This window comes from Pseudomonas asplenii, assembly GCF_900105475.1.
Classification (GTDB): Bacteria; Pseudomonadota; Gammaproteobacteria; order Pseudomonadales; family Pseudomonadaceae; genus Aquipseudomonas; species Aquipseudomonas asplenii.
In genome coordinates this window covers 4,027,255-4,049,373 of record NZ_LT629777.1, presented here as the reverse complement: position 1 = coordinate 4,049,373, position 22,119 = coordinate 4,027,255, and the positions used below count along the sequence as shown (strand labels likewise).

Here is a 22,119-nt window from a genome sequence, read left to right as displayed (position 1 = left end):
GCAATCGCCTACTGCAGGTCAGGTCCTGCTTTCCAAAAAATACATTTTTTTCGCCAGACCTCTCACGCTTTTGACATCTCGTCACACAGAACCAGTAACCGAACATTTTGGTTTTCTGGGGACACGGTGGAGCGCAAACGTATGGCATCAAGCTGCAAGTTGGCAAAACTCGCTTTGGCTATTTCGCTGATTTCCGGCTTGTCGCCGGTGCACGTTGTCCTGGCGGCAACCGCGCAAGAGGCCGTAGCTCAATTCAACGTTCCTGCGGGCTCGCTGGATCAGACACTCCTGGCGATCGGGCAACAGACCGGGAGAACGATATCCTTCGACCCGGCATTGGCCAAGGCTTACCGCGTGCCGGCAGTTACCGGTCTCTTGAGCACCGAACAAGCCATCGCCCAGGCATTGCGCAGCACTGACCTGCGCCTGGGTATCACCAGCAACGGGACATTGACCGTTGAGCGTGCTCCGCAAGCCGCTGCGGCGCCAGCGGCGGCCAATAACGATGCCGTACTACCCAGCATAACCGTGAGCAGCAGCACCGAAAACGAGGATGCAGAGGTCTACAATCCAAACAGTGCCACTGGCGCGATGCGCGGCAACACCTCGATTCAGGAAACCCCACGCTCGGTTCAGGTAATCAGTAACAAACTGTTGACCGACCGCCAAGCCTCTTCTCTCGAGGACGCATTACGCAGCTCTGGGGGCGTAACCACCTGGCAAAATAACCGCGGGGTCAATTCTTACTTCATTCGGGGCTTCGCCGTTGCGAACACCAGCACCAATGGTGTGGCGGACGTTGGCGCCGGCACTACTCCAATCGAAGGGTTGGACCGTGTCGAAGTCATCAAGGGCCCGGACTCCATCATGACCGGCAGCGCGGGTTCTTCGGGCTCGATCAATCTGGTCCGCAAAGCGCCGGTAACCACGCCATTGCATCAACTTCGCGTGGACTTGACCGACAAGGGCGAATTTCAGCAAGCGCTGGATCTGGGTGGCGCATTGAGTGATGACAAACAGTTCAGTTATCGACTCAACATCGTCCACATGCGTGCCAACGAAAGCGAGCCGGATTACAACGGCGGCCGTCGCGACTATATCGCTCCGGCATTACGCTGGAAGGATGACGACACCAGCCTGACGATTGGCGCAGAACTCCAAGGCCAGCGAGGCGCTCTAGGCGCTGCGACGTACCTCTACCAAGGCAAGATACAAAAGCTTCCCAATTACCGCATCACCGGCAAGGACGACCGAGTGACCGGCAATACCAAAACCGGTTATTACGAGTTCAGTCACAACTTCACAAGCAACCTCACGTTTGAAAGCAAGGCGACCTATACCCGTGAAGAAGACCAGGTTCACCTATGGGAGCCGGGAGGACCCGGTGGTGCACCGCCTTATGGGCCGAACGGCTTGATCCGCTCAAGAGGCTTACAATCCGGAACGAACACCGATTCCTTTAATACTCAAAATAATATTATTTACACGCTGACGACGGGTGTTATCGAACAGAAACTTCTAGCCGGGCTTGACTACCAACACTACAAAACCTCCGCGTTTGATACTTCAACTCGGGTTTCAGCCAGTGGCAACCTCAATGCGGGCCACGATTTCGACCTGCCTGATTTCAGTTACACATCACCCAACTATTATCACTCAGGGGACTACCTTCAGACCCAAAAGGGACTGTTGCTGCAGGACCTGGTCAAGGTTGGCGATAAAACACACGTCATGCTCGTCGCGAGACGTACTCTGTACGATGCCGATTCGACTATTTATATACCCAACTTGCCCGACTACCCGGCCAATAGACGTGGCACTTCCTCTTCAACGGATTTCAAGAACAGCAAGTGGGTACCGAGCTACGGCATCAGTTACGACATCACGCCCGATGTAACGGTGTATGCAAACCATTACAAAGGTTTCCAGGCCAACAACACGACTGACAACGTCACAGGCCTGGCGCTGCCTCCTAGACAAAGCGATTCAAAGGAGGCCGGGGTAAAAGTGAAGTTCAACGACGACGCCCTGACCTTGACCAGCGCCGTTTTCCAAATGGAAGAAACCGGCGTGCCGACCACCGATCCGTTCGGCCGAACTACCGGTTCCCAAGGGCTTAAATCCAAGGGCGTGGATCTTGACCTGGCCGGTGAAATTCTTCCGGGCTGGGCAATCAATGCCAGCTACACCTACAGTGATTTCGACCAACCGGCAGCGCCACCAGGAAGGAACCCCCTTTTTAACGCTTCTCCTCAAACGATCGGCCAGCCAAAACACACCGGCAGCGTGTGGACCTCCTATGAGCTGTTGGATGGCACGTTCAAAGGCTTGGGAGCAGGGATAGGCGTGAATGCCTACAGCAGCACGATAAACGGGTACGCTTCAGGCTTCAATTACTTCTCCCTTCCCGGCGGGGCTCAGACCGATGCGTCGATTTTCTACCGGCAGAAAGACTGGTCACTGACGCTGGGCGTCAAAAACATCTTTGACCGCACGCTTTACTCATACACGGCGACGCCGAACTATATCGGGGTGCGGCCTGGGCGTACGACCCGGTTGACAGCGACCTATAACTTCTAAAGCGGCTCAAACAAAAAAACCGGCCTACACTCTGGCCGGTTTTTTTCGTGAAAATTCTCCACTGGGAACAGTGTCGGTTTACCCTGGCCAAGGTGAACGCGGCATTGTCGGATTTCGGCATCACGCTCTGTGTCGAGGACGTGCTCATGCCCTACGTGCAACGAGGTGAATGGGTCGTACTCTTTGAGGACTTCGAAGGGCCCACCTACCCCGTCAACCTGATCTACCCCACCGACCGTCGTCCCTCAGCAAAGGTCAGGCACTTCATCGACGAAGTCGTCGATGCTCTGGGCATGCCGCAAGGCAGAAGCAGCAGCGAGGGCTAACGTTTTCACACCTCAAGGTGGGAACGGCCCCTTGAGCAAGCGCGGCTAGGCGGTTCGTGTCGCTATAGTCGACTCTATTGGCGACCGTACTTCCAGGAGCTGCTCCTTGTGTCTGACATGCCGACCCATTTCGCTTACACGAAACGCTTCAACGCCGTACTCGCCTACATTGATGCCAATCTCGAAGGTGATCTGTCGGTGAAGGTGTTGAGCCATGTGGCGAACTTTTCGGTGTTTCACTTCCATAGACAATTCACCGCGTTCGTTGGAGTGCCTGTCTCACGTTACGTGCAACTGATGCGACTACGACGCGCGGCACATCGCCTGGCCGCCCTCGCTGATCACTCGGTACTGGACGCTGCACTCGGTGCCGGTTTTGAAAGTCCCGAGGCATTTTGCAGGGCATTCAGGCGGGCGTTCGGTACGACGCCGAGTGCGTTCAGGAAGGAACCGAACTGGCAGGTCTGGAACGCGGTATTCGCAATCCCTCACTTTTCCAGGGCTATCATCATGCAAATACGAATCGTGGAATTCCCTGAAGTCAGGGTCGCAGCGCTTGAACACTGCGGACCCGCCGGGCTCGTCAATGAGAGCGTGCGCAAGTTCATCGAGTGGCGCAAGCAGAGCGGACAGTCGCCAGTGGCATCGAGCCGCAGCTTTGGCATTCCCTATGGCAATCCCGATACCACACCTGCGCAAGCATTCCGCTTCGCAATCTGCGGCGAGATTCACAAGGACGTGATACCGAATGAATTCGGCGTGCGCGAGATCGTCATTCCTGGCGGTCGCTGCGTCGTAATGCGACACGTGGGGTCACCGGATCACATCGGCGAAACGATCTATCCGATTTACCGCGATTGGCTTCCTGGCAGTGGAGAGGAACTTCGTGACCAGCCGCTGTTCTTCAATTACCTGAGCGTCTATCCCGAGACACCTCGGGATCAATGGCAAACAGATGTGTATATTCCGCTGCAATAGTGGAGCAAGCAGCTTTCGCCCCTGAGCTGACGTAGAACGGTTGAATCCACAGCCAAAAGCGGCTGCCTCGCAGTGGCCTAGGGGTATCTACGAAGGGGTATCTACGAAACTGTGGGCGATTCACCAGGATGGTCTGCACCGTTTCAACATCGCCAGTTGCCGCCTACACCTTGGCCGCCAGAGAGCGTCTGCCGCTGTGCGACGATCCCTGCTTTGTCCCAACCGTTAGTCGGATATCTCTGAGGGGGTTACTGCAACGACTAGCCTCCAGCCTAGCGTCAGGGACGACGCTGAACATTCGGTCCATGAAGGGCCCGTACGCCTCGTCCCGACGCTTTATCTGCTGAGGAGACGATAATGAAAATAACCCTGAAACGGTTGGCGTGCCTGGGTGCAAGCTTCACCAGCGCGCTCGCCATGGCCGATGCGGCCAGCCCGCCGGTGCTGTCACCTGCGATTCCCTTCGACGTCACCGCCAACGCCCCCTTCACCCTGGACAACCTGCAACACGATTTCGACGTGCTTTCGTGGCAGACCTTCGTCGCCCTGAACTGGCCCGCCAACGCCGACGGCAGCGCCAACACCTCGGCGAAGATCGGCGCGCCGGGGCAGACGGTTTGGGAGTCGTGGAAGGAGAGCTACGAGATTTTCCTGCCCCAAGGCAAGAAGCCGGTCGCGTGGAACCAGAAGGCGCCGCTACCCGCAGCCTGCCAAGGCAAGGGTGACCTGCCCGTATTGCAACAGATGGGCAAGGTCGCCGGTGTGCTCGACGAGTTCATCCAGCCGTTCAAGACCGGCCCACTGGTGGACCAGAACGGCACCTACACGCGCAACGCGATCATGGTCAACCAGCCGATGTTCAACGACATCGTCAACAATGGTCTCTACAGCAAGGAAGGCCAGCAGTCATTCTTCACCAAGGCCGACAACCGCATCGCCTTCTCCTGCGGTTCGAAGAAAGACCAGCAGGTCGGCGCGATCATGGTCAAGTCGTCCTGGAAGGTACTCGGCGGCAACGACAACCCGCAGGACTTCCACGCCGTCGACGCCTTGGTCTACACCCCCGGCAACGCCGACCCGAACAAGGGTGCGGTGATCCCCGAGTCGTGCAGCGCACAGAAGGTCGGGCTGGTCGGCCTGCACATCGTGCACAAGACCAAAGGTGCGCCGCAGTGGGTATGGTCGAGCTTCGAGCACGTGCGCAACGTACCGGAAAAGACCACGCCGATGAACGAGCGCAAGGGCCCCTACCTGTTCTATAACGCCCAGGCCAGCGACCGACCGGTGAACGAACCGCCAGCGCAGCCATGGGACCCGTCGAAGAAAGCCACGCCTTCGCAGATCGTGCGGGAAATCCCGCTCACCGTCGCGACCCAACAGCTCAACGCGCAGTGGCAAGGCGCGCTCAAGGGCACGGTCTGGGCCAACTACCAGTTGATCAGCACCCAGTGGCCGACCGACCCGGCCAAGGATTGCCAAGTGCCGTCGCCGACCAACCCGCTGGGCACGCCTGCCCCGTCCTTCCTGGCCAACGCCACCCTGGAAACCTACAACCAGGGCACCACGCCACAGGCCTCGTCCAGTTGCATGGAGTGCCACAACAACGCGACCACCCGGGTGACCCAGTCCCCGCGCACCAGCTTCGCCGATTTCACCTTCCTGCTTGAACGTGCCCAATCCACCGGCGCCAAGGAGTGATGCCATGAGTGTCCCGAACCTGCAGAACTTCATCGACCTGTCCGCCATACTCACCGGCCTTGCGGCCGACCTGCTCGCGCCGTCCGTCGACCCGATCAACCTGCCGCCGCTGTTCTACGCCACTGCCCAGCAAGGCATGGGCACCGTAGCGTTCAGCAACCTGCTGGAGCTGTACGCCCGCATCAAGAGCCAACCGCCTGAGCAAATCGCTAGCGCCGTGCTCGGCAACTCGGACCCGCAGATCGCCCAGGGGGCCCGCTCGATCATGAAGCTGTGGCTGCTTGGCAGTTGGTACCAGCCTTATGACCAGGACAACGCCCACAAGGGTGATACCCGCGTGGTCTCCGACCAGGCCTACAAGGAAAGCTGGGCGTGGAAGATCGCCCAATCCCACCCCATGGGCTACAGCCAGTACCACTTCGGCTACTGGGCCGAACAGCCACCGACCCTCAAGCAATTCACCGGTGTCGACGCCAAGGAAGGGCAGCAGCCATGAGCAATCTACCAACCCAGAACATCGAAACCGCCGATGTGATCGTCGTGGGCGCCGGCATGGCCGGCAGCGTCATGGCCTATCAGTTGGGCCTGGCCGGCTTGAAAGTGCTGGTGCTCGAGTCGGGCCCGGCGATTCCGCCGAACCGCAGCGAGTACCTGGAGCGTTTCTACACCGCCGTGCTCAAGTCGCCCGAGTCGCCATACCCACCGGAGCAGACCGAGCAGACCCCAGCCACGCAGTTCGCCCCGCGAGCGACTATTCAGGACTTGATCACCGCCAGTAGCACCGACCCGAACAAGGCGCAGAAGAGCTATCTGGTACAGAAGGGGCCGCAACTGTTCGCCAGCACCTACGAGCGGGTAGGCGGCGGCACCATGTGGCACTGGATGGGCACGGCCTTGCGCCTGTTGCCCAACGACTTTCGCATGCGCACTGCGTACAACGTCGGGGTCGACTGGCCGATCAGCTACGACGACCTGCAGACCGCCTACTGCCGCGCCGAGGAGGAGATGGGCGTGTCCGCCGATGTCGCCTCGCAGACCTACCTGGGCGTGACCTTCCCGCAGGGCTATGAATACAGCATGCACGGCATCCCGCCGTCGCTGGTCGACCAGGGCCTGGGCAAGAACGTCACGGGCACGGTGTACCAGAGCCCGGAGAAGGCGCCCGACGACAAGCCATACCCAAGTGTCACCCTCAACGTCCGGCAGACCCCGGCCGGGCGCAACTCGCAGAGCGACAACGGCCGCCGGGTGTGCGCTGGCAACACCAGCTGCACGCCGATCTGCCCGATCCAGGCCAAGTACGATGCCACCGTGACGATGGCCAAGGCGCTGGATACCGGCAACGTGCGCATCCTCTACCAGAGTGTGGCGAGCCAGGTGCAGGTCGATGCCAATGGGGTCACGGGTATCGATTTCATTCAGTACCAGAACGATGGCACGCGCCACAACGGCACGGCCCAGGGCAAGCGCTACGTGATCGCCGCCCACGCGATCGAAACGCCGAAGCTGCTGCTCAATTCCATCGGCCCGAACAGCCCTAAAGGGGTCGCCAACAGCAGCGGCCAGGTCGGCCAGGCGTTGGCCGACCACCCAGTGTACTTGGCCTGGGGTCTTATGCCCGAAGGCAAGCCACTGTTCCCGTTCCGCGGGCCGTTGTCCACCTCGGGGATCGAGGACATGCGCGATGGCCCGTTCCGCAGCCAGCGTGCCGCCTGGCGTATCGAGATCGGCAACGAGGGTTGGAACTGGTCGGTGAATGACCCCTACACCTCGGTCTGCGATTTCATCGACGGCACCAACCACGGCGGCGCTAACCCCAAAAACCTGGCGCTGTCCGGCAAGACGCTGGTGCAGCAGCTCAACAGCGTACTGACCCGCCAATTCCGTCTGGGCTTCCTGATCGAACAGGTGGAGAAAGATCCCGACAATGCGCTGTGCCGGGTGGAGAGGAGCACGGAGTTCACCGACGGTTTGGGCCTGCCTCGGCCACAGATCACCTACGAACTGTCCGAATACACCAGGAAGGGCTTCAAGCAGGCGCGCCTGGCCGCCACGCATATCATCACCAAGCTGATGGGCGCCACCGAGCTGACCAACCTGAACCCCAAGCTCGAGCCCGGCTCGCAAACGGTGTTCGAGTACGACGGCCAGAACTACGCGTTCTTCGGCGCTGGCCACCTGATGGGCACCTACCGCATGGGCTCGGACCGCACCAAGTCGGTGGTGGACAAGGACCAGCGCAGCTGGGACCACCCCAACCTGTTCCTGGTCGGTGATGGAGTGTTCCCCACCACCGGAACCGCCAACCCGACCTTGACCATCACCGCGCTGACCTTCCAGGCAGCAGACGTGGTCGCCAGCGATCTGCTCAAGCGTACCGTGCAGGTGCAGGCCAACCAGGCCTGGCAGAGCACCGGCGTGCAGGTCAACGGGCAGAGCTGGCAACTGGCGGTGTGCATCGGTGGGCAGTGGACGGCCAACCCGGCCACCGGGATGGTCAACGCGGCGGGCCACCCAGGGTTGATCGCCAAGCCCGGCTATACCTTGTCCGGTCAACCGGAAGGAGCATTGATCGGGCGTATCGGCAACAGCGGCGTGCCGTTCCTGGTCGGCAACCAGGCGCAATTGCCACGTGGCCAGCAGGGGGAGTTGCAATTGTGCATCAATGACGATCTGGACGGGCGTTACGGGGCTGGCCTGAGCGATAACCAGGGCAGTCTGTCGGTGGAGGTGCGTTTCGGGACGGTGTAGGCGCTGTCATACCAACCCCACAGTGCTTCGGCAATGCCGCAGTATTGTGGGGTTGCGTTGATACGCCTCGTTCAATGAGACAACATACCCCTGTTCTCGACACAACGGTTCAAGCGATCACGGCTCAAGTCGTGCTAGTTTCAACGGTGCCAGAACACTTCAACCCGCTACACGAACAACCCGATGGGTACACAGACGCCCCCCTCTCACGGAACGTTTTATGTCGCTCAAGACAACCTTTGCTGCGGTGCTCAAAGCCATGCGTGCCACGCGTGGGCTCTCGCAGAAAAAACTCGCTGAAGTCAGCAGCCGCACGTACATCTCGAAGCTGGAACGCGGACAGTGCTGCCCTACTCTGGAAATGATCACTGCGTTGAGTGCTCCTCTGAACGTGAGCCCGCTGACGCTGATGGCCATCACACTGGGGGCGCAGACCGGCGAGCCCATCAAGGGCTTGGTGAATCGCATCGAGCAAGAGGCGGCCGAACTGGCACAGACGGGAGTACTCCAGAAGTTGCAGATTTCGATGGGTGAAGAGTCGCCAGTGCCACAGCGCCGCTCCCCACCTCGGACCCGGCACTTGGCAATGACTACTCAACAGACTGAGTTCTGTTTTGCTGAGTAGCAACGTTTCATATCTTTGTCCGGTTTGTCGATACCCCGGGCTTGAAGATCCTCCCTACGACGAGGTTGGTTGTTCTTCTTTTGGCATGTGCCCGTCCTGCGGTACGCAGTTTGGCTACGATGACGCGACATCTGCTCATGCTGATTTGCGGAAATCATGGATATCTAAAGGAATGCTTTGGTGGAGCAAAGCTCAAGCGTCGCCAAGTGGTTGGGACCCGCTAAGGCAACTACAGACGATCGAAAAACGCATCAATCTCTGAATAGAACACCGCCCTTTGTGACCATTGAAGACTTGCGCGCGCGATCATGGTCGCATGACTATTGAATCGCGTTGAATGTCTGATCAATTGCGATCAAGGCTTGTCAAGCAGCTCATCTAGAATACCAAGCCCAAAATGGCGTTCGAGCGTAACCGCAAAGAACTGCTCGGCGATTTCAGGCAGCTCGGCATACAACTGCAGGGTGCCGTTGAGCAACTCGTCCTGCACCACCACGGCGGGCAGCAAGGCGATGTCGCCGGAGTCGCGCGCCAGTAGACGCAGCATGGCCATGTCGTCCACCTCGGCACAGATATTCGGGCTAAGGCCGTGGCTGTTGCAGTAGACCTCGAACTGGCTGCGAATATCGCTGCTGCGCCCAGGCACTATCAGGCGGGCCTGCTGCAGATCAGCAGGCAAGGTGAACGGCGCCAGCCCCGTCCGGGGCTGCCCCACCAGGCACACGCTCTGCCGGTCCAGCAGGCGGCAGCGCCAGGCCCGCTGGCCATCGCCACTGACCGCCTGGTTGGTCAGCACCACATCCAGTTTGTGTAAGGCCAGCCGGTCAAGCAACTCCTCCAGGCTGCCGGACTCAAGGGTGATGCGCACCTGCGCACGGCCGAGAAAGGGCCGCAGCAGGTTTTCCTGAAAGTTACGCGACAGGGTTGCCACTGCGCCGATGCGTAAAGGCTGGATATCCTGCTGCGCGCCTTGCAGGGTCATCTGCAATTCGCTGCCCAGGGCAAAGATGCTCTCGGCGTAGTCCAGCACCAGTCGTCCCGCTTCGGTCAGCGTCAGGCTGCGACCGCTGCGAATAAACAGCGCGTGGCCCAGATCGTCTTCCAGTGTCCGGATTTGCGTCGACAGCGCCGATTGCGACACATGCAGCGAGTGGGCGGCGCGCGTCAGGTTGCCTTCTTTGGCAACAGCCCAGAAGTAGTGCAGGTGATGAAAGTTGAGTCGACGCATGCCGAATTCCTAAAAAGAGAACGATCCATTCATATCAATCTATTTTTAATAGATCAACCGCTACGGGAGACTAGGACCACTCGATGGATTAGGAGCTACGCCCGTGCCGATCACCCTTCCCCCCCTGGTCGAACTGTTGCCCTGGCTATATGCCCTGGCGCTGATTCCGGCCAGCCTCTTGCACACTCACGAACGTTTCTGGTGGCCAGCCCGAGGTGCCGGCTACGTCGGCCTCAGCCTGGTTCTGGCGGCCTGGCTGCAAGCTGCTCTCAACGAACAGAAGGATGATCGACTGGGTCTGGCCATGGCGGGGCTGGTCAGTTTGCTGGCGTTGGTGATCATCGACTATTCCCGGCGCTACCTGGAGGGCGAACCGGGGCAGCGGCGCTATGTGCTGGCCCTGCTCGGTACGCTGGCGGCAGTGGCCACCGTGGTCACCAGCACCCATCTGCTGGTGCTGGTCGGTGCCTGGATTTTCTCCAGCCTGTGTCTGCATCAACTGCTCACGTTTTACCGCGACCGCCCGCAGGCCCTGGTGGTGGCGCACAAGAAATTCCTCGCCAGTCGCCTGGCCGATGTCTGTTTGTTGTTGGCCACCGGGTTGCTGGTGCGTGCCGGCGGTGACAGCAGCATCGCCGTGATTCTCGATGCCGTGTACAGCCGCCTGCAGACCAGCGGCCAGCTTGGCTGGGACCTGCAACTGGCTGCGCTGCTACTGGCCCTGGCGGTCATCCTCAAGTCGGCGCAATTGCCGGTGCATGGCTGGCTGATCCAGGTGATGGAGGCACCGACGCCGGTATCCGCGTTGTTGCACGCCGGCTTGGTCAACCTGGGTGGTTTCCTGCTGCTGCGCTTCGCCCCCCTGTTTTCTGCCGCCGTACCGGCGCAGAGCCTGCTGGTGCTGGTCGGCGGCCTGACGGCGGTGCTTGCCGCGCTGGTGATGATGACGCGCATCAGCATCAAGGTCCGCCTGGCCTGGTCGACCTGTGCGCAGATGGGCCTGATGCTGCTGGAGTGCGGCCTGGGGCTCTACGAACTGGCCCTGGTGCACCTGCTGGCACACTCGTTATACAAGGCTCATGCCTTCCTCGCCGCTGGCGAGACGGTGGCCCAGGCGCGCCAACATGCCCTGCAGCCCGCTGTTCCGCTGCCGGGCCTGGGTGATCTGGTGCGGGCCCTGTTGCTGGCCGGCCTGGCGCTGGTGCTGCTGCAGGGCGTGTGGACCTGGCAACTGCCGGCCCATGAGTTGCCTCTGGTGGCCCTGGCCATCCTCGCCATCGGCCTGGCCCCCTGGTGCCTGCGCCGCGGGCAGGTGCTGCAAGGGCTGAGCATGTTCGTTCTGCTGCTTGCGGCCTACCTGCTCTGGCACCAGGCCGCCGCCTGGATCCTGGACACCCCGCCAACGGAGGCACCCCGGCTGCTGACCGGGTTGGCCCTGCTGCTGTTTGTCGGCCTGTACCTGGTGCAGGCGCTGATCCTCGCGCGCCCCCAGGGCGCACTGGCGCAGCGCCTGTATCCGCTGGCCTTTGCCGGCTTCTACCTGGATGAGCACTTCACCCGCCTGACCTTCCGCCTGTGGCCAGTGCGTTCGCCCCAGCGCCTGACCTCGACTACTGGAGACCGCCCATGACTGCGCTCGAACACTTCACCAGCCTCGACCGGGATGCTCTGCATGAGGCTGCGCGTCAGGCTTGTGCGCGTATCGCGCCCACCTGGCCACTGGACCGCATGATTGCCGTCAACCCGCTGTGGGAGAGGCGCGAACACGCCTGGTCAGCCGTCGCCGCAGAGCTCTGGCAACGTGCCGGCAGCCCGCTGACACTAAGCGCCGCAGACTACCGGAGCGCCTGGCAGGAGGGTCGCATCAGCAAACACCACTTGCAGCAGGCCCTGGCTGAGCAGGCCGAGTCCTGGAGCACGTCACAGTTGCTGCAGGCCCTGGAGATGCCGCCGGAGGCAAACGCCGGGCTGCCTTTGCTCGAAGACTTGGCCGATCCCGGCATCCCGTTACCGGGCTGGCCGGTGCTGATCACCCAGCAGATTGGCCAGTGTTGCGCCGCCTGGTTTGACCACGAACAGGCCGACTGGCGCCCGCAAGCCAGCGCCGGGCTTTACCAGACCTGGCGCAGCAGCATGCTCGCGGACAGAGGGTTGAGCGTACTCAGTGACTGCCGCGACCTGCACGGGCGCATTGCCGAGCTGCCGTCGCAGCCACACGCTGCGCTTGAGGCTGCGGTGCAGCGCCTCGGGCTGAGCGCCGATGACTGGGCGCCGTGGTTCGACTGCTTGTTACTGCGCAGCCTGGGTTGGGCCTCCTGGTGCGCGTATAAGCGCTGGCAGGCGAACCAGTTGGGAGAGGATGACCAGACTACATTGGAACTGCTGGCTATCCGCGCCGCCTGGGAGTGGCTGGTGGATGATCGCCAACGTGATGCCCAGAGCCGCTGGCAGCGCTGGCGCTCGGCCTGGCAGACCGGTTTGCAGCAGCCGCCCTCGGCCGCCTGGCAGGCTTTGCAACTGTGGCAGCGGGCCGACGAGCTGGCCTGGCAGGAGCAACTGCAACAGAAACTCTCTCGGGCCGAACCGGCCGCACTGCCGCAGGCGCCGCTGGCCAAGCTGTTCTTCTGTATCGACGTGCGCTCCGAGCCCTTGCGTCGGGCCTTGGAACAGGTCTGCCCCGACCTTGAAACCGGTGGTTTCGCCGGCTTCTTCGGCCTGCCCATCGCCTACACGCCGCTGGGCACTGCCGCCACCCGCCCGCAGTTGCCGGGGCTGCTGGCACCGCAGTTGCAGGTCAGCGATGGCAGCGGTGATGCCGCGCTGGATAACCACCTGGCGCAGCGCCGCCAGGCGCGGCTGGCCCGTCAGGGACGCTGGCGTCTGTTCGAACGCCTGCCGGCTTCGACCTTTACCTTGGTCGAGAGTGTCGGCCTGGGTTATGCCGGGGCGCTGCTAGGGCGCACCTGTGGCCTGTCCTCGGGTACGAAAGAAGCACATCGCAGTGGCTGGCGCGCTGCCGAGTGGCAGCAGTTGCTCCCTCGATTGCCTGCCTTGTCGCTGACCGAGAAGACTGATCTGGCTGCGCGCATCCTGCGGGCCATGGGGCTCAACGGGCCGGTACCGGCGCTGCTGGTGCTGCTCGGGCACGGCAGCCAGAGTGCCAACAATCCCCAGGCTGCCGGGCTCGACTGCGGTGCCTGCTGCGGCCAGAGTGGCGAGATCAATGCCCGCCTGCTGGCCGGCCTGCTCAACGATCGCGAGGTGCGCGCTGAACTGCGCCAGCGTGGGCATGACCTGCCTGCGCACTGCCATGTGCTGGCCGGCCTGCACAACACCACCACCGACGAGGTGCAGATATTTGCCCACGAGACCCTGGCAGCCGCCCAGCAGCCCAACTGGCAGCGTCTGCGCCTGGCGCTGAATCAGGCCGCTGCCCAGGTGCGCCAGGAGCGCGCCGCTGGGCTGGGCCTGACGGCAATCATGGGGCAGCCGGTCAAATTGCTTGATCGGTTGCGCCAGCGTGCCCGCGACTGGTCGCAGACACGCCCCGAATGGGGCCTGGCCAACAATGCCGCGTTTATCGCCGCGCCGCGCGCGCGTACTCGCGGCGTCGACCTGCAGGGCCGCGCCTTCCTGCACGACTACGAGTGGCAGCAGGATACCGAGGGCGCGGTGCTGGAGCTGATCATGACCGCGCCCATGGTGGTTGCGCACTGGATCAACCTGCAGTACTTCACCTCGACCACCGACAATGCGCGTTTTGGCAGCGGCAATAAGCTGCTGCACAACGTGGTCGGCGGGCATATCGGCGTATTTGAAGGCAATGGCGGCGATCTGCGCATCGGCCTGGCCCGCCAGTCGCTGCACGATGGTCAGCAGTGGAGGCATCGCCCGCTGCGCCTGCATGTGGTGATAGAAGCGCCGCAGGCCATGATCGACCGGGTCATCGAGAAGCACGCCGTGGTGCGCGACTTGGTCCAGCATGGCTGGCTGTACCTGTTGCGCATGGACGGTCAACCCGTCCGCCTGGAGCGGCGTACCGCAGCAGGCTGGCAACCGCTGCCGGGAGTCTGATCGATAAGGGCCGCGCCTACACGGCGCGGCTTTTCGCATACCAGCCTGATCACGCTGGTGCCGGTGTTCTTATGGGGAAGGCTTACAATCAGAGCTTGTGACCGCACCGTCGAGGTGGTGAGAACGATATGAAATTCGAAAAACCTGCACGCTCGATCCCACTGAAATCCCCCCGCTATCGCGCAGTCAAAAATAATTTCTTTAGAAGCTTGACCACGGAGAACGATCGTTCTACTCTGGCTACATGGAAAAGCAAATGATCGAAACAAGCGAAAAATCTTGTCTACTGCCGAGAAGCTGATTTACGAAATGGTATCCACGCCACTGGCATGGACCGCTGGTAAGAACTTCCGCCGTAGCGCAAAAAGTATTTACCGCTATTGTGCGAACAAGGACGATACAGCGGCAGCGGTATTAAATGCACGCGATGTACGCTGGATGCAGTGATTTAGAAGCGAGTGCGAAAAGTCGGAAATTCCGCAAAGGCGTATCATTAGCATCTTTGCGGTACTCAAGAGTTGGTTTGAGTCAGACGGGTTTCGGGGATGTGCATTTAACACGACCGAAGAGGTTGACGACATAGATGATCCTATTCGTCATATCGCAAAGCTGTATAAACAAAAGCCACTCGATTATACATTGAAGCAGGCCGGACAGTTAGATATAGAAGACCCAAGCTACCTGGATAAACAGTTGAACGATAACCGTGATCCGCACAATGGTTGACTACACAGCCCTGGATAGTGCAAGAAAAGCTGCCGTAATCTTGCTTGAAGAAGCACATCGCCCAAGCGCGTGATTTTTAGAAACACTAACTTAAATGAAGTTATCCAAAGATTGGAGGCACCACCATGTCCAACGAACAAGCTCGCCCACCACTTCCTCCTTTCACTCGCGAGTCGGCGATTGAAAAGGTTCGACTCGCTGAAGATGGCTGGAATAGCCGAGATGCAGAAAGAGTTTCGCTTGCCTATACGCTAGATACCAAATGGCGTAACCGGGCTGAGTTTGCGACCAATCGCGAAGAAGCCAAAGGATTCCTCACTCGCAAATGGAAAAAAGAGCTCGATTATCGCCTGATCAAAGAGCTTTGGGCCTTCACCGACAACCGCATCGCCGTGCGCTACGCCTACGAGTGGCGCGACGATTCGGGTAACTGGTTCCGCTCCTACGGCAATGAAAACTGGGAATTTGAAGCTGATGGTTTGATGCAGCGTCGATTCGCCTGTGTTAATGACATGCCGATCAAGGAAAGCGAGCGTAAGTTCTTCTGGCCACTGGGTCGCCGCCCTGACGATCACCCAAGTCTGAGTGATCTGGGCCTGTAAGCGCTGCAATTGATCACGTTTTCGGATGAGCCGTTGGTGTAAGAATTTTATTTCCGCCATTAATGGTTACTGTCGGCTGCGCTCCTTAGCCGTTGCTTAAAGCATATTAAGTATCGATCCAACCAGGTCTGACTGCATCGACCCAGTCTGACAAATGCAATTTTTATTGATTTCCAGTTAATTTGGAGGCACCACCATGTCCAATGCACAAGTTCGCCCGCCACTTCCTCCGTTCACTCGTGAGACGGCGATTGAGAAAGTCCGACTCGCTGAAGATGGCTGGAACAGCCGCGACGCCGAAAAAGTCTCGCTCGCCTATACACTGGACACCAAATGGCGTAACCGCGCCGAATTCGCTACCAATCGCGAAGAGGCCAAAGGCTTCCTCACTCGCAAATGGAAAAAAGAACTCGATTATCGCTTGATCAAAGAATTGTGGGCCTTTACCGATAACCGGATTGCCGTTCGTTATGCTTATGAATGGCATGATGATTCGGGTAACTGGTTCCGCTCTTACGGTAACGAAAACTGGGAATTTGAAGCGGATGGCCTGATGCATCGTCGCTTCGCTTGCGTCAATGATATGCCCATCAAAGAAAATGAGCGAAAGTTCTTCTGGCCTCTGGGTCGCCGCCCTGATGATCACCCAAGTCTGACCGAACTGGGCCTGTAAGCCATTCCGAACCTGATCCTTTATTCGTGAAGGATCAGGTTTTGTTTTGTAAAAGTCCATATATCGATGTAGCAGTTTTTATTTGCATAACTGCGCGCTTTGGGCGACTAAAAAGCCAATTGCAACTGCCTTCAAATCCATTCTTCCCGCTGCGTGACTTGGCTATTAAGGCGAAGCTGCCAGTCCCGTCTTCATGCCCTGAGCGCCGCATAGCGCTATCAGCCTCAGCGACACCTACGACTGTCCCGATCAGGCGATTTGCGCACTGATGGCGTCGCCCGTGAACGCGCAACTTGAGTCGTATGCCATCTCACTCATCAAGTTCGATGGATACTTCCTTAGCCAGTTCAATAAAAACTTGTGCTGCTGCGCTCTGAAAAGCGTCTCGGCGTCGCATAAGAACGGCGGTTCGCTGCAGGCGTTCTGGCTCCAAATTGATGGCCACCAGATCGTCGTGGGCTAGCGCGATTTTGGCAGGCAATAAGGTCGAGAGATGAGTGCGGCGGACGATTTCGATCACAGCCCCAAGAGCATTGGCCTCCATTTGCACCTGAGGGCGAATAGCGTGTTTACGGCAGTAACGGTCGATTTGTTCGCGGGTGGCAAAATCTGTACTAAGCAGAACCAGAGACTCGGCGCTGAGGTCTTGCAATCCAATGGACCGCTCCTCGGCCAGGCGGTGCCTGCGGCTCACCACTAAAGCGAGGGTTTCGTTCAGCAAGGGAATCGCATCAATGTCTGGTGTATTTATTTCATCAAACGCGATCCCTACGTCCAGTTCTCCTGCCAAAAGCAGCTCTTCAATCCGCTCTTGGGAGATCTCTTTCAGGTTGAAGGTGATTTTAGGGTACCTGGAGTGAAATGCCTCGATCAGCGGCCCCACCAAATAGGTGGTGAACGTCGGCGTTACGGCCACGCGCAATGAGCCGCGAGTGAGGTCGCTCACGTCATGGATGGCGCTTTGAGCCGCCCGCAATTCCTGATAAGCACGGCGCGCATAAAGAAGATAGGCATCTCCAGCGTCAGTCAATCGCGTTGTGCGTCCTGATCGGTCAAACAACTGGGCTCCAAGGATTTCTTCCAACTGCTTTACCTGCTGGGAAAGGGCTGGCTGAGAGACGTGCAACGCTGCTGCCGCCTTGGTGAAGCTGAGATGTTCTGCAACCGCGAGAAAATATTGGATAGGGCGAGCAAGCATGCGTTAACTCATAAGATTATCTGATAATAACCATAATAAATGAGACTTTTACCTTATGCCATGTGTTGCTTAATCTTTGTTCCACACCCAGCGAACATTGAGACAGCAACCATGAAAGCGATCATCGACGGTTTTCTGAAATTCCAAAAAAATGCCTTCCCTGAACGCGTCAAGCTGTTCAAGGACCTGGCCAATCAGCAGAACCCGAAAGCTCTATTCATCTCCTGCTCCGACAGCCGGCTGGTACCGGAACTCGTCACTCAACGCGAGCCAGGCGATCTGTTTGTCATCCGCAACGCCGGCAACATCGTGCCGTCGTATGGTCCAGAGCCAGGCGGTGTTTCGGCCTCGGTGGAATACGCGGTCGCCGGACTCAACGTCGCCGACATCGTGATCTGCGGCCATTCCGACTGCGGTGCGATGACCGCCATTGCCACCTGTAAATGCCTCGACCATATGCCCGCAGTGGCCGGTTGGTTGCGCTACGCCGACTCGGCGAAGGTGGTTAACGAAGCCCGCAAGCACCCTGATCAACCGAGCAAGGTTTCGTCCATGGTGCGCGAAAACGTTATCGCGCAACTGGCCAATATCCAGACCCACCCATCCGTTCGCCTGGCGCTTGAAGAAGGCCGCGTAACCCTGCATGGCTGGATCTATGACATCGAGACTGGCCGTATCGACGCCTTCGATGGCCGCACCGGGGCCTTTGTATCCCTCGCAGAAAACCCGGAAGTCCACGCTGTTTCCCAACAAGCCAGGCACGTTGCCTGAAATCTGAACTCGCACCCCTACCTATCCAGGAGATTTACCATGATCCAGACTCAAGCCACCCGCACCGCTCGCCAAGAACTGACCGAAGTCATCATTTTGGCCAAGGCCCGCAAGGACTTGTCTTTCGCCGAGATCGTTGACGGCACCGGCCTGTCCGAAGCCTTCGTCACTGCAGCCCTGCTTGGCCAGCACCCGCTGCCTGCCGCCGCCGCGAAGGTCGTGGGCGAGAAACTCGATCTTGATGCTGATCAAGTCGCTCTACTGCAATCGATGCCCATTCGGGGCAGCTTCTTCGACGGCGTACCAAGCGACCCGACCATCTACCGTTTCTACGAAATGATGTCGGTATACGGCACCACCCTCAAAGCACTGGTTCACGAGAAGTTCGGCGACGGCATCATCAGCGCCATCAACTTCAAGCTGGACATCAAGAAAGTCGAAGATCCGGACGGTGGTCACCGAGCCGTGATCACCCTGGACGGCAAGTACCTGCCTACCAAGCCTTTCTGATGTACCTCAACCCGGCGTCTGCGGGCGCCGGGTACACCCCAACTCTTATTACCACTGAGCACCGCTTGCGTGCTCTGGACTTCTCACGCCCTCAATACAGGTGATTGCCATGAAACGCTTACTCGTCTTACTCCTAGTCTGCATCGGTTCTGTTGCTATGGCCGATGAGCAGGAGGCTCAGACCACACAGGTTACGGTCGAGCCCTATCGTTACTCTCAGGACCTGGATATTGCGCACGTTGTAGCGATTACTCAGGTACCCAATGTCTGCGATGTAGTACCGATGCATTTGACTTACGACGATTCCAAGGGCGACCGGCACATCATGGAATACCACGTAATGGGGAATGGTTGTACGAACTGAGCCGCTTGCAGGTTAGAACTTGCACTTCATCCTCACTGTTATCCATGAGCGTAGCGATTTTCGGATACTTCTCTCGCAACTGGTCAGCCATCAACCGCCACTGCTGATGACATTCTGCGCAGTTGTCCTGGGCGAAGACCGTGCGCAGCAGTGCCGCCACCATCGTTCGCTGGCCTTTACCGACATGAGCCATGGCATTGCGTATGAAGTGGACTCGGCAGCGCTGCCACGTCGCATGGAAGACCTTGGATACGGCGGCCTCAAGCCCTTCATGGGCATCGGAGATCACCAGCTTTACACCGCGCAGGCCGCGTCGCATGAGGCTTCGCAGGAAGTCCGCCCAGAATGGCTCGGTTTCCGAAGGGCCGACGCGCATGCCCAGGATTTCCCGGCCACCATGGGTGTTCACCGCCACGGCGATTATGATGGCGCCCGACACAATACGGCCGGCCTTCCGTACTTTGACGTAGGTGGCATCAATCCAGAAATAGGGAGTGGCGAGATCAATGCCCGCCTGCTGGCCGGCCTGCACAACAGTGGATGCATCGCCCGCTGCGCCTGCATGTGGTGATAGAAGCGCCGCAGGCCATGATCGACCGGGTCATCGAGAAGCACGCCGTGGTGCGCGACTTGGTCCAGCATGGCTGGCTGTACCTGTTGCGCATGGACGGTCAACCCGCCCACGTGGAGCGGCGCACCGCAGCAGGCTGGCAACCGCTGCCGGGAGTCTGATCGATAAGGGCCCCTCTTCCAGCCAAAACCGGACATTCGCGACAGTCAGAAAACGACCAAAGTTTTCCCGTCACAACAGGTCGCAAATAGCCCAAAGCGCTGATCGCACATCCACAAAAGGAGGACATGGTTTTCGCTGTTTTCAGCGTCGAGCCGACAGCTGTTGCGGCGCCAAAAATGCATCGTGGAAATAATTACGGAACGCCTGCATCGCCGGGCTGAATTCGCGCTCTCGATGCCACGCCAATCCGACACTCATCGGTGTCACCTTGTCGGTGACCGTCAGGGTTTCGATGCGTTTTCCTTCCAGTGACCAGGGGCGGTGTACCAAGTCCGAGAGGATTGCCACACCGCTGCCATTGGCAACCATACTGCGCACCGCTTCAACTGAACTGGTCCGCACCCGCACGTTTGGCTGTTGATGCGCATGTTCCCAGTAACGCATGGCGCTTTGTTCGGCTTCGTCGACGGTCAGCAGGATGTAGGGTTCTTTGGCGACGTCGGCGAGGCTGACCGCTGAGCGTTCGCAAAGCGGATGGTGGCTGGGCAGCCATAACCGCCGTTCGGAGTTGAAGAGAATCTCTGAAACGATATCCGGGTGCGTAAGGTTGGCGGTGAGCACCACGGCCATATCAAAACGACCTTCCAGCAAGCCTTGTTCGATAGCTTGCCGCTCCTGCTCATGAACTTCGATGGTCACGTCCGGATGCCAGTGTTCAAGCCGTTGCAGGTGGTGCGGCAGGAAGTAACCGATCACCGTGTAGCTCGCTGCCAAGCGCAACAAACCACTGGCGCGGATGTCCGGCAAGGGGCTGTTTAACGCGTCATCGACGCTGCGCAAAATCACGTAGGCCCGATTCAAAAAGTGCCGCCCGGCGTCGGTCAGGCTCATGCCCTGGGCCGAGCGCTGGAACAACAGCGTGCCAAGGATGCTTTCCAGTTCCTTAATCGCTGTGGTCACCGCCGACTGGGAAATATTCAAATGAATCGCGGCTTGAGAGATTTGCCCAATCTCGGCCGTGGCGACGAAATAACGGATTTGACGCAGGGTTAGAGACATGGGCACTCCAAGTGACTTGGTATCTGTTTTTCAGAAGATACCCAATCTGATAATAGATCTTCCCAAGGGGTCAACGAGAATCTAACTTGGCCTGCATGAAGTCACAAGCGTCGGGAGCAAGGGTCATGCAGGTCATAGATTTCAACTCGGACATGGGCGAAGGCTTTGGCCCCTGGACCATCGGCGATGGCGTCGACAATGAACTGATGGGCTTTATCAGTTCGGCCAACATCGCCACCGGTTTTCATGCCGGCGACCCCAGCACCATGCGTCGCACCGTCGAGCAGGCCAAGTACCTGGGCGTGGCCATCGGCGCGCATCCGGGGTTTCGCGACCTGGTTGGTTTTGGCCGTCGGCATATCAATGCGCCGGCCCAGGAACTGGTTGATGACATGCTCTATCAGTTGGGCGCCTTGCGTGAACTCGCCCGGGTTCAAGGCGTGCCCCTACAACACATCAAACCCCACGGTGCGCTCTACATGCACCTGGCCCGAGACGAAGAGGCCGCCCGTTTGCTGGTGGAGAACCTACAGCGTCTGGAACCTGAGTTGCTGCTGTATTGCATGCCTGACTCGGTGATCTGGCGGGTTGCCACGGAACTCGGCCAACCGGTGATCCGCGAGTTCTACGCCGACCGCGAATATGACCTCAGCGGCTCCATTGTCTTTACCCGCAACGTGCAGGCTTACGACCCGGACCACGTCGCTGAGCGAGTGCTGCGTGCTTGCCAACAAGGCGTGGTGCGCACCGTCGAGGGCGAAGACCTGGCGATTGAATTCGATTCCATCTGTTTGCACAGCGACACACCGGGTGCCCTGGCATTGGTCGAAGCCACGCGTCATGCACTCAATGGCGCGGGCATAGCGGTCAGAGCACCGCGCTGAGACAAAAAAACACTTGGCAAACAGACGCCAAGGTTTGCTCACCGATTCACTTTTTGCCTGCCTTTCTACAACTATTCCAAGAGGAACAGACATGGCTGAACACACTGTAATCACCCCGTTGCCGGGGACCTTCTACCGCAAAGCCACTCCAGAATCGGCGAACTTCGTCGAGGTCGGCACGCAGGTTAGCACCGACACGGTCATTGGCCTGATCGAGGTCATGAAGCAGTTCTCCGAACTGACCGCCGGGACGGCCGGTCGCCTCAGTGCCTTTTTGGTAGAAGACGGTGATCCGGTGGAGCCTGGTCAAGTCGTCGCAACACTCGACCACGAGTGAGG

20 protein-coding genes and 2 pseudogenes are annotated in these 22,119 nt (G+C 59.2%); 18 read left to right on the top strand and 4 right to left on the bottom strand.

The features are described from left to right. Window positions 1-126 precede the first annotated feature (126 nt). The 7 genes from BLU37_RS18670 to BLU37_RS18640 all read left to right on the top strand — a co-directional run bounded on the left by BLU37_RS18670 (window position 127) and on the right by BLU37_RS18640 (window position 8,958). Window positions 127-2,580 (top strand): TonB-dependent siderophore receptor, encoded by a 2,454-nt coding sequence (locus BLU37_RS18670; protein WP_232000344.1) that lies wholly within the window; start codon window positions 127-129, stop codon window positions 2,578-2,580. 47 nt (window positions 2,581-2,627) lie between these two features. Next, entirely contained in the window at window positions 2,628-2,906 is a 279-nt protein-coding gene (locus BLU37_RS18665) for a LysR substrate-binding domain-containing protein (RefSeq protein ID WP_232000342.1), read from the top strand. 108 nt (window positions 2,907-3,014) lie between these two features. After that, window positions 3,015-3,884: an AraC family transcriptional regulator gene (locus BLU37_RS18660; RefSeq protein ID WP_090207445.1), complete on the top strand. Its 870-nt coding sequence runs from the start codon at window positions 3,015-3,017 to the stop codon at window positions 3,882-3,884. A 357-nt stretch (window positions 3,885-4,241) separates the two neighbouring features. Beyond that, window positions 4,242-5,582 (top strand): cytochrome C, encoded by a 1,341-nt coding sequence (locus tag BLU37_RS18655; protein ID WP_090207442.1) that lies wholly within the window; start codon window positions 4,242-4,244, stop codon window positions 5,580-5,582. A gap of 4 nt (window positions 5,583-5,586) precedes the next feature. Then, window positions 5,587-6,078 (top strand): sorbitol dehydrogenase, encoded by a 492-nt coding sequence (locus BLU37_RS18650; RefSeq protein ID WP_090207439.1) that lies wholly within the window; start codon window positions 5,587-5,589, stop codon window positions 6,076-6,078. Next, entirely contained in the window at window positions 6,075-8,333 is a 2,259-nt protein-coding gene (locus tag BLU37_RS18645; RefSeq protein WP_090207437.1) for a GMC family oxidoreductase, read from the top strand. Before BLU37_RS18650 ends, BLU37_RS18645 begins: the two co-directional genes overlap by 4 nt. Before the next feature lie 220 nt (window positions 8,334-8,553). Beyond that, the gene (locus BLU37_RS18640; protein ID WP_090207434.1) at window positions 8,554-8,958 is read left to right on the top strand and encodes a helix-turn-helix domain-containing protein; all 405 of its coding nucleotides are present in this window, start codon (window positions 8,554-8,556) and stop codon (window positions 8,956-8,958) included. A gap of 355 nt (window positions 8,959-9,313) precedes the next feature. Here the strand turns inward: BLU37_RS18640 and BLU37_RS18630 are convergent, their stop codons facing one another. Further along, entirely contained in the window at window positions 9,314-10,186 is an 873-nt protein-coding gene (locus tag BLU37_RS18630) for a LysR family transcriptional regulator (protein ID WP_090207425.1), read from the bottom strand. Between the two features lie 103 nt (window positions 10,187-10,289). On the opposite strand from BLU37_RS18630, the gene BLU37_RS18625 reads away from it, so the two are divergent. From BLU37_RS18625 to BLU37_RS18605, 5 genes and pseudogenes are all read left to right on the top strand, one after another. After that, window positions 10,290-11,816 carry an NADH-quinone oxidoreductase subunit L gene (locus BLU37_RS18625; RefSeq protein WP_090207420.1) on the top strand — a complete coding sequence of 509 codons (1,527 nt, stop codon included), beginning with the start codon at window positions 10,290-10,292 and terminating at the stop codon, window positions 11,814-11,816. After that, window positions 11,813-14,260: a YbcC family protein gene (locus BLU37_RS18620; RefSeq protein WP_090207417.1), complete on the top strand. Its 2,448-nt coding sequence runs from the start codon at window positions 11,813-11,815 to the stop codon at window positions 14,258-14,260. Before BLU37_RS18625 ends, BLU37_RS18620 begins: the two co-directional genes overlap by 4 nt. A gap of 225 nt (window positions 14,261-14,485) precedes the next feature. Next, window positions 14,486-15,059: pseudogene (locus tag BLU37_RS29955) on the top strand (TetR/AcrR family transcriptional regulator). 52 nt (window positions 15,060-15,111) lie between these two features. Further along, window positions 15,112-15,588, top strand: coding sequence for a nuclear transport factor 2 family protein (locus tag BLU37_RS18610; RefSeq protein ID WP_090207411.1), 477 nt, complete (start codon window positions 15,112-15,114; stop codon window positions 15,586-15,588). A gap of 196 nt (window positions 15,589-15,784) precedes the next feature. Beyond that, complete coding sequence (locus tag BLU37_RS18605; protein ID WP_090207408.1) at window positions 15,785-16,261, top strand: nuclear transport factor 2 family protein; 477 nt, start codon at window positions 15,785-15,787, stop codon at window positions 16,259-16,261. 310 nt (window positions 16,262-16,571) lie between these two features. Here BLU37_RS18605 and cynR read toward each other — a convergent pair whose 3' ends face one another. Next, window positions 16,572-17,459: a transcriptional regulator CynR gene (gene cynR, locus BLU37_RS18600; protein ID WP_090207405.1), complete on the bottom strand. Its 888-nt coding sequence runs from the start codon at window positions 17,457-17,459 to the stop codon at window positions 16,572-16,574. A 111-nt stretch (window positions 17,460-17,570) separates the two neighbouring features. Here cynR and BLU37_RS18595 point away from each other — a divergent pair, with 111 nt between their 5' ends. The 3 genes from BLU37_RS18595 (at window position 17,571) to BLU37_RS18585 (ending at window position 19,104) form a co-directional block, all read left to right on the top strand. Beyond that, a complete protein-coding gene (locus tag BLU37_RS18595) occupies window positions 17,571-18,230 on the top strand; it encodes a carbonic anhydrase (RefSeq protein WP_090207403.1) in 660 nt (219 codons plus the stop codon). Window positions 18,231-18,269: 39 nt separating this feature from the next. After that, a complete protein-coding gene (gene cynS, locus BLU37_RS18590; RefSeq protein WP_090207400.1) occupies window positions 18,270-18,740 on the top strand; it encodes a cyanase in 471 nt (156 codons plus the stop codon). A 109-nt stretch (window positions 18,741-18,849) separates the two neighbouring features. Next, window positions 18,850-19,104 (top strand): DUF2790 domain-containing protein, encoded by a 255-nt coding sequence (locus BLU37_RS18585; protein ID WP_090207398.1) that lies wholly within the window; start codon window positions 18,850-18,852, stop codon window positions 19,102-19,104. Between the two features lie 22 nt (window positions 19,105-19,126). Here BLU37_RS18585 and BLU37_RS18580 read toward each other — a convergent pair. After that, window positions 19,127-19,636: pseudogene (locus BLU37_RS18580) on the bottom strand (IS256 family transposase); the annotation flags it as partial. 8 nt (window positions 19,637-19,644) lie between these two features. Between BLU37_RS18580 and BLU37_RS18575 the strand changes: the two are divergent. Beyond that, window positions 19,645-19,836, top strand: a complete 192-nt coding sequence (locus tag BLU37_RS18575) for a putative inorganic carbon transporter subunit DabA (protein ID WP_090207395.1) — start codon at window positions 19,645-19,647, stop codon at window positions 19,834-19,836. Between the two features lie 142 nt (window positions 19,837-19,978). On the opposite strand, the gene BLU37_RS18570 is transcribed toward BLU37_RS18575, so the two are convergent. Then, the gene (locus BLU37_RS18570; RefSeq protein WP_010446329.1) at window positions 19,979-20,896 is read right to left on the bottom strand and encodes a LysR family transcriptional regulator; all 918 of its coding nucleotides are present in this window, start codon (window positions 20,894-20,896) and stop codon (window positions 19,979-19,981) included. Between the two features lie 125 nt (window positions 20,897-21,021). On the opposite strand from BLU37_RS18570, the gene BLU37_RS18565 reads away from it, so the two are divergent. Continuing rightward, complete coding sequence (locus tag BLU37_RS18565; protein WP_090207392.1) at window positions 21,022-21,780, top strand: 5-oxoprolinase subunit PxpA; 759 nt, start codon at window positions 21,022-21,024, stop codon at window positions 21,778-21,780. Window positions 21,781-21,871: 91 nt separating this feature from the next. Beyond that, a complete protein-coding gene (locus BLU37_RS18560) occupies window positions 21,872-22,117 on the top strand; it encodes an acetyl-CoA carboxylase (protein WP_010446331.1) in 246 nt (81 codons plus the stop codon). Window positions 22,118-22,119: the final 2 nt, after the last annotated feature.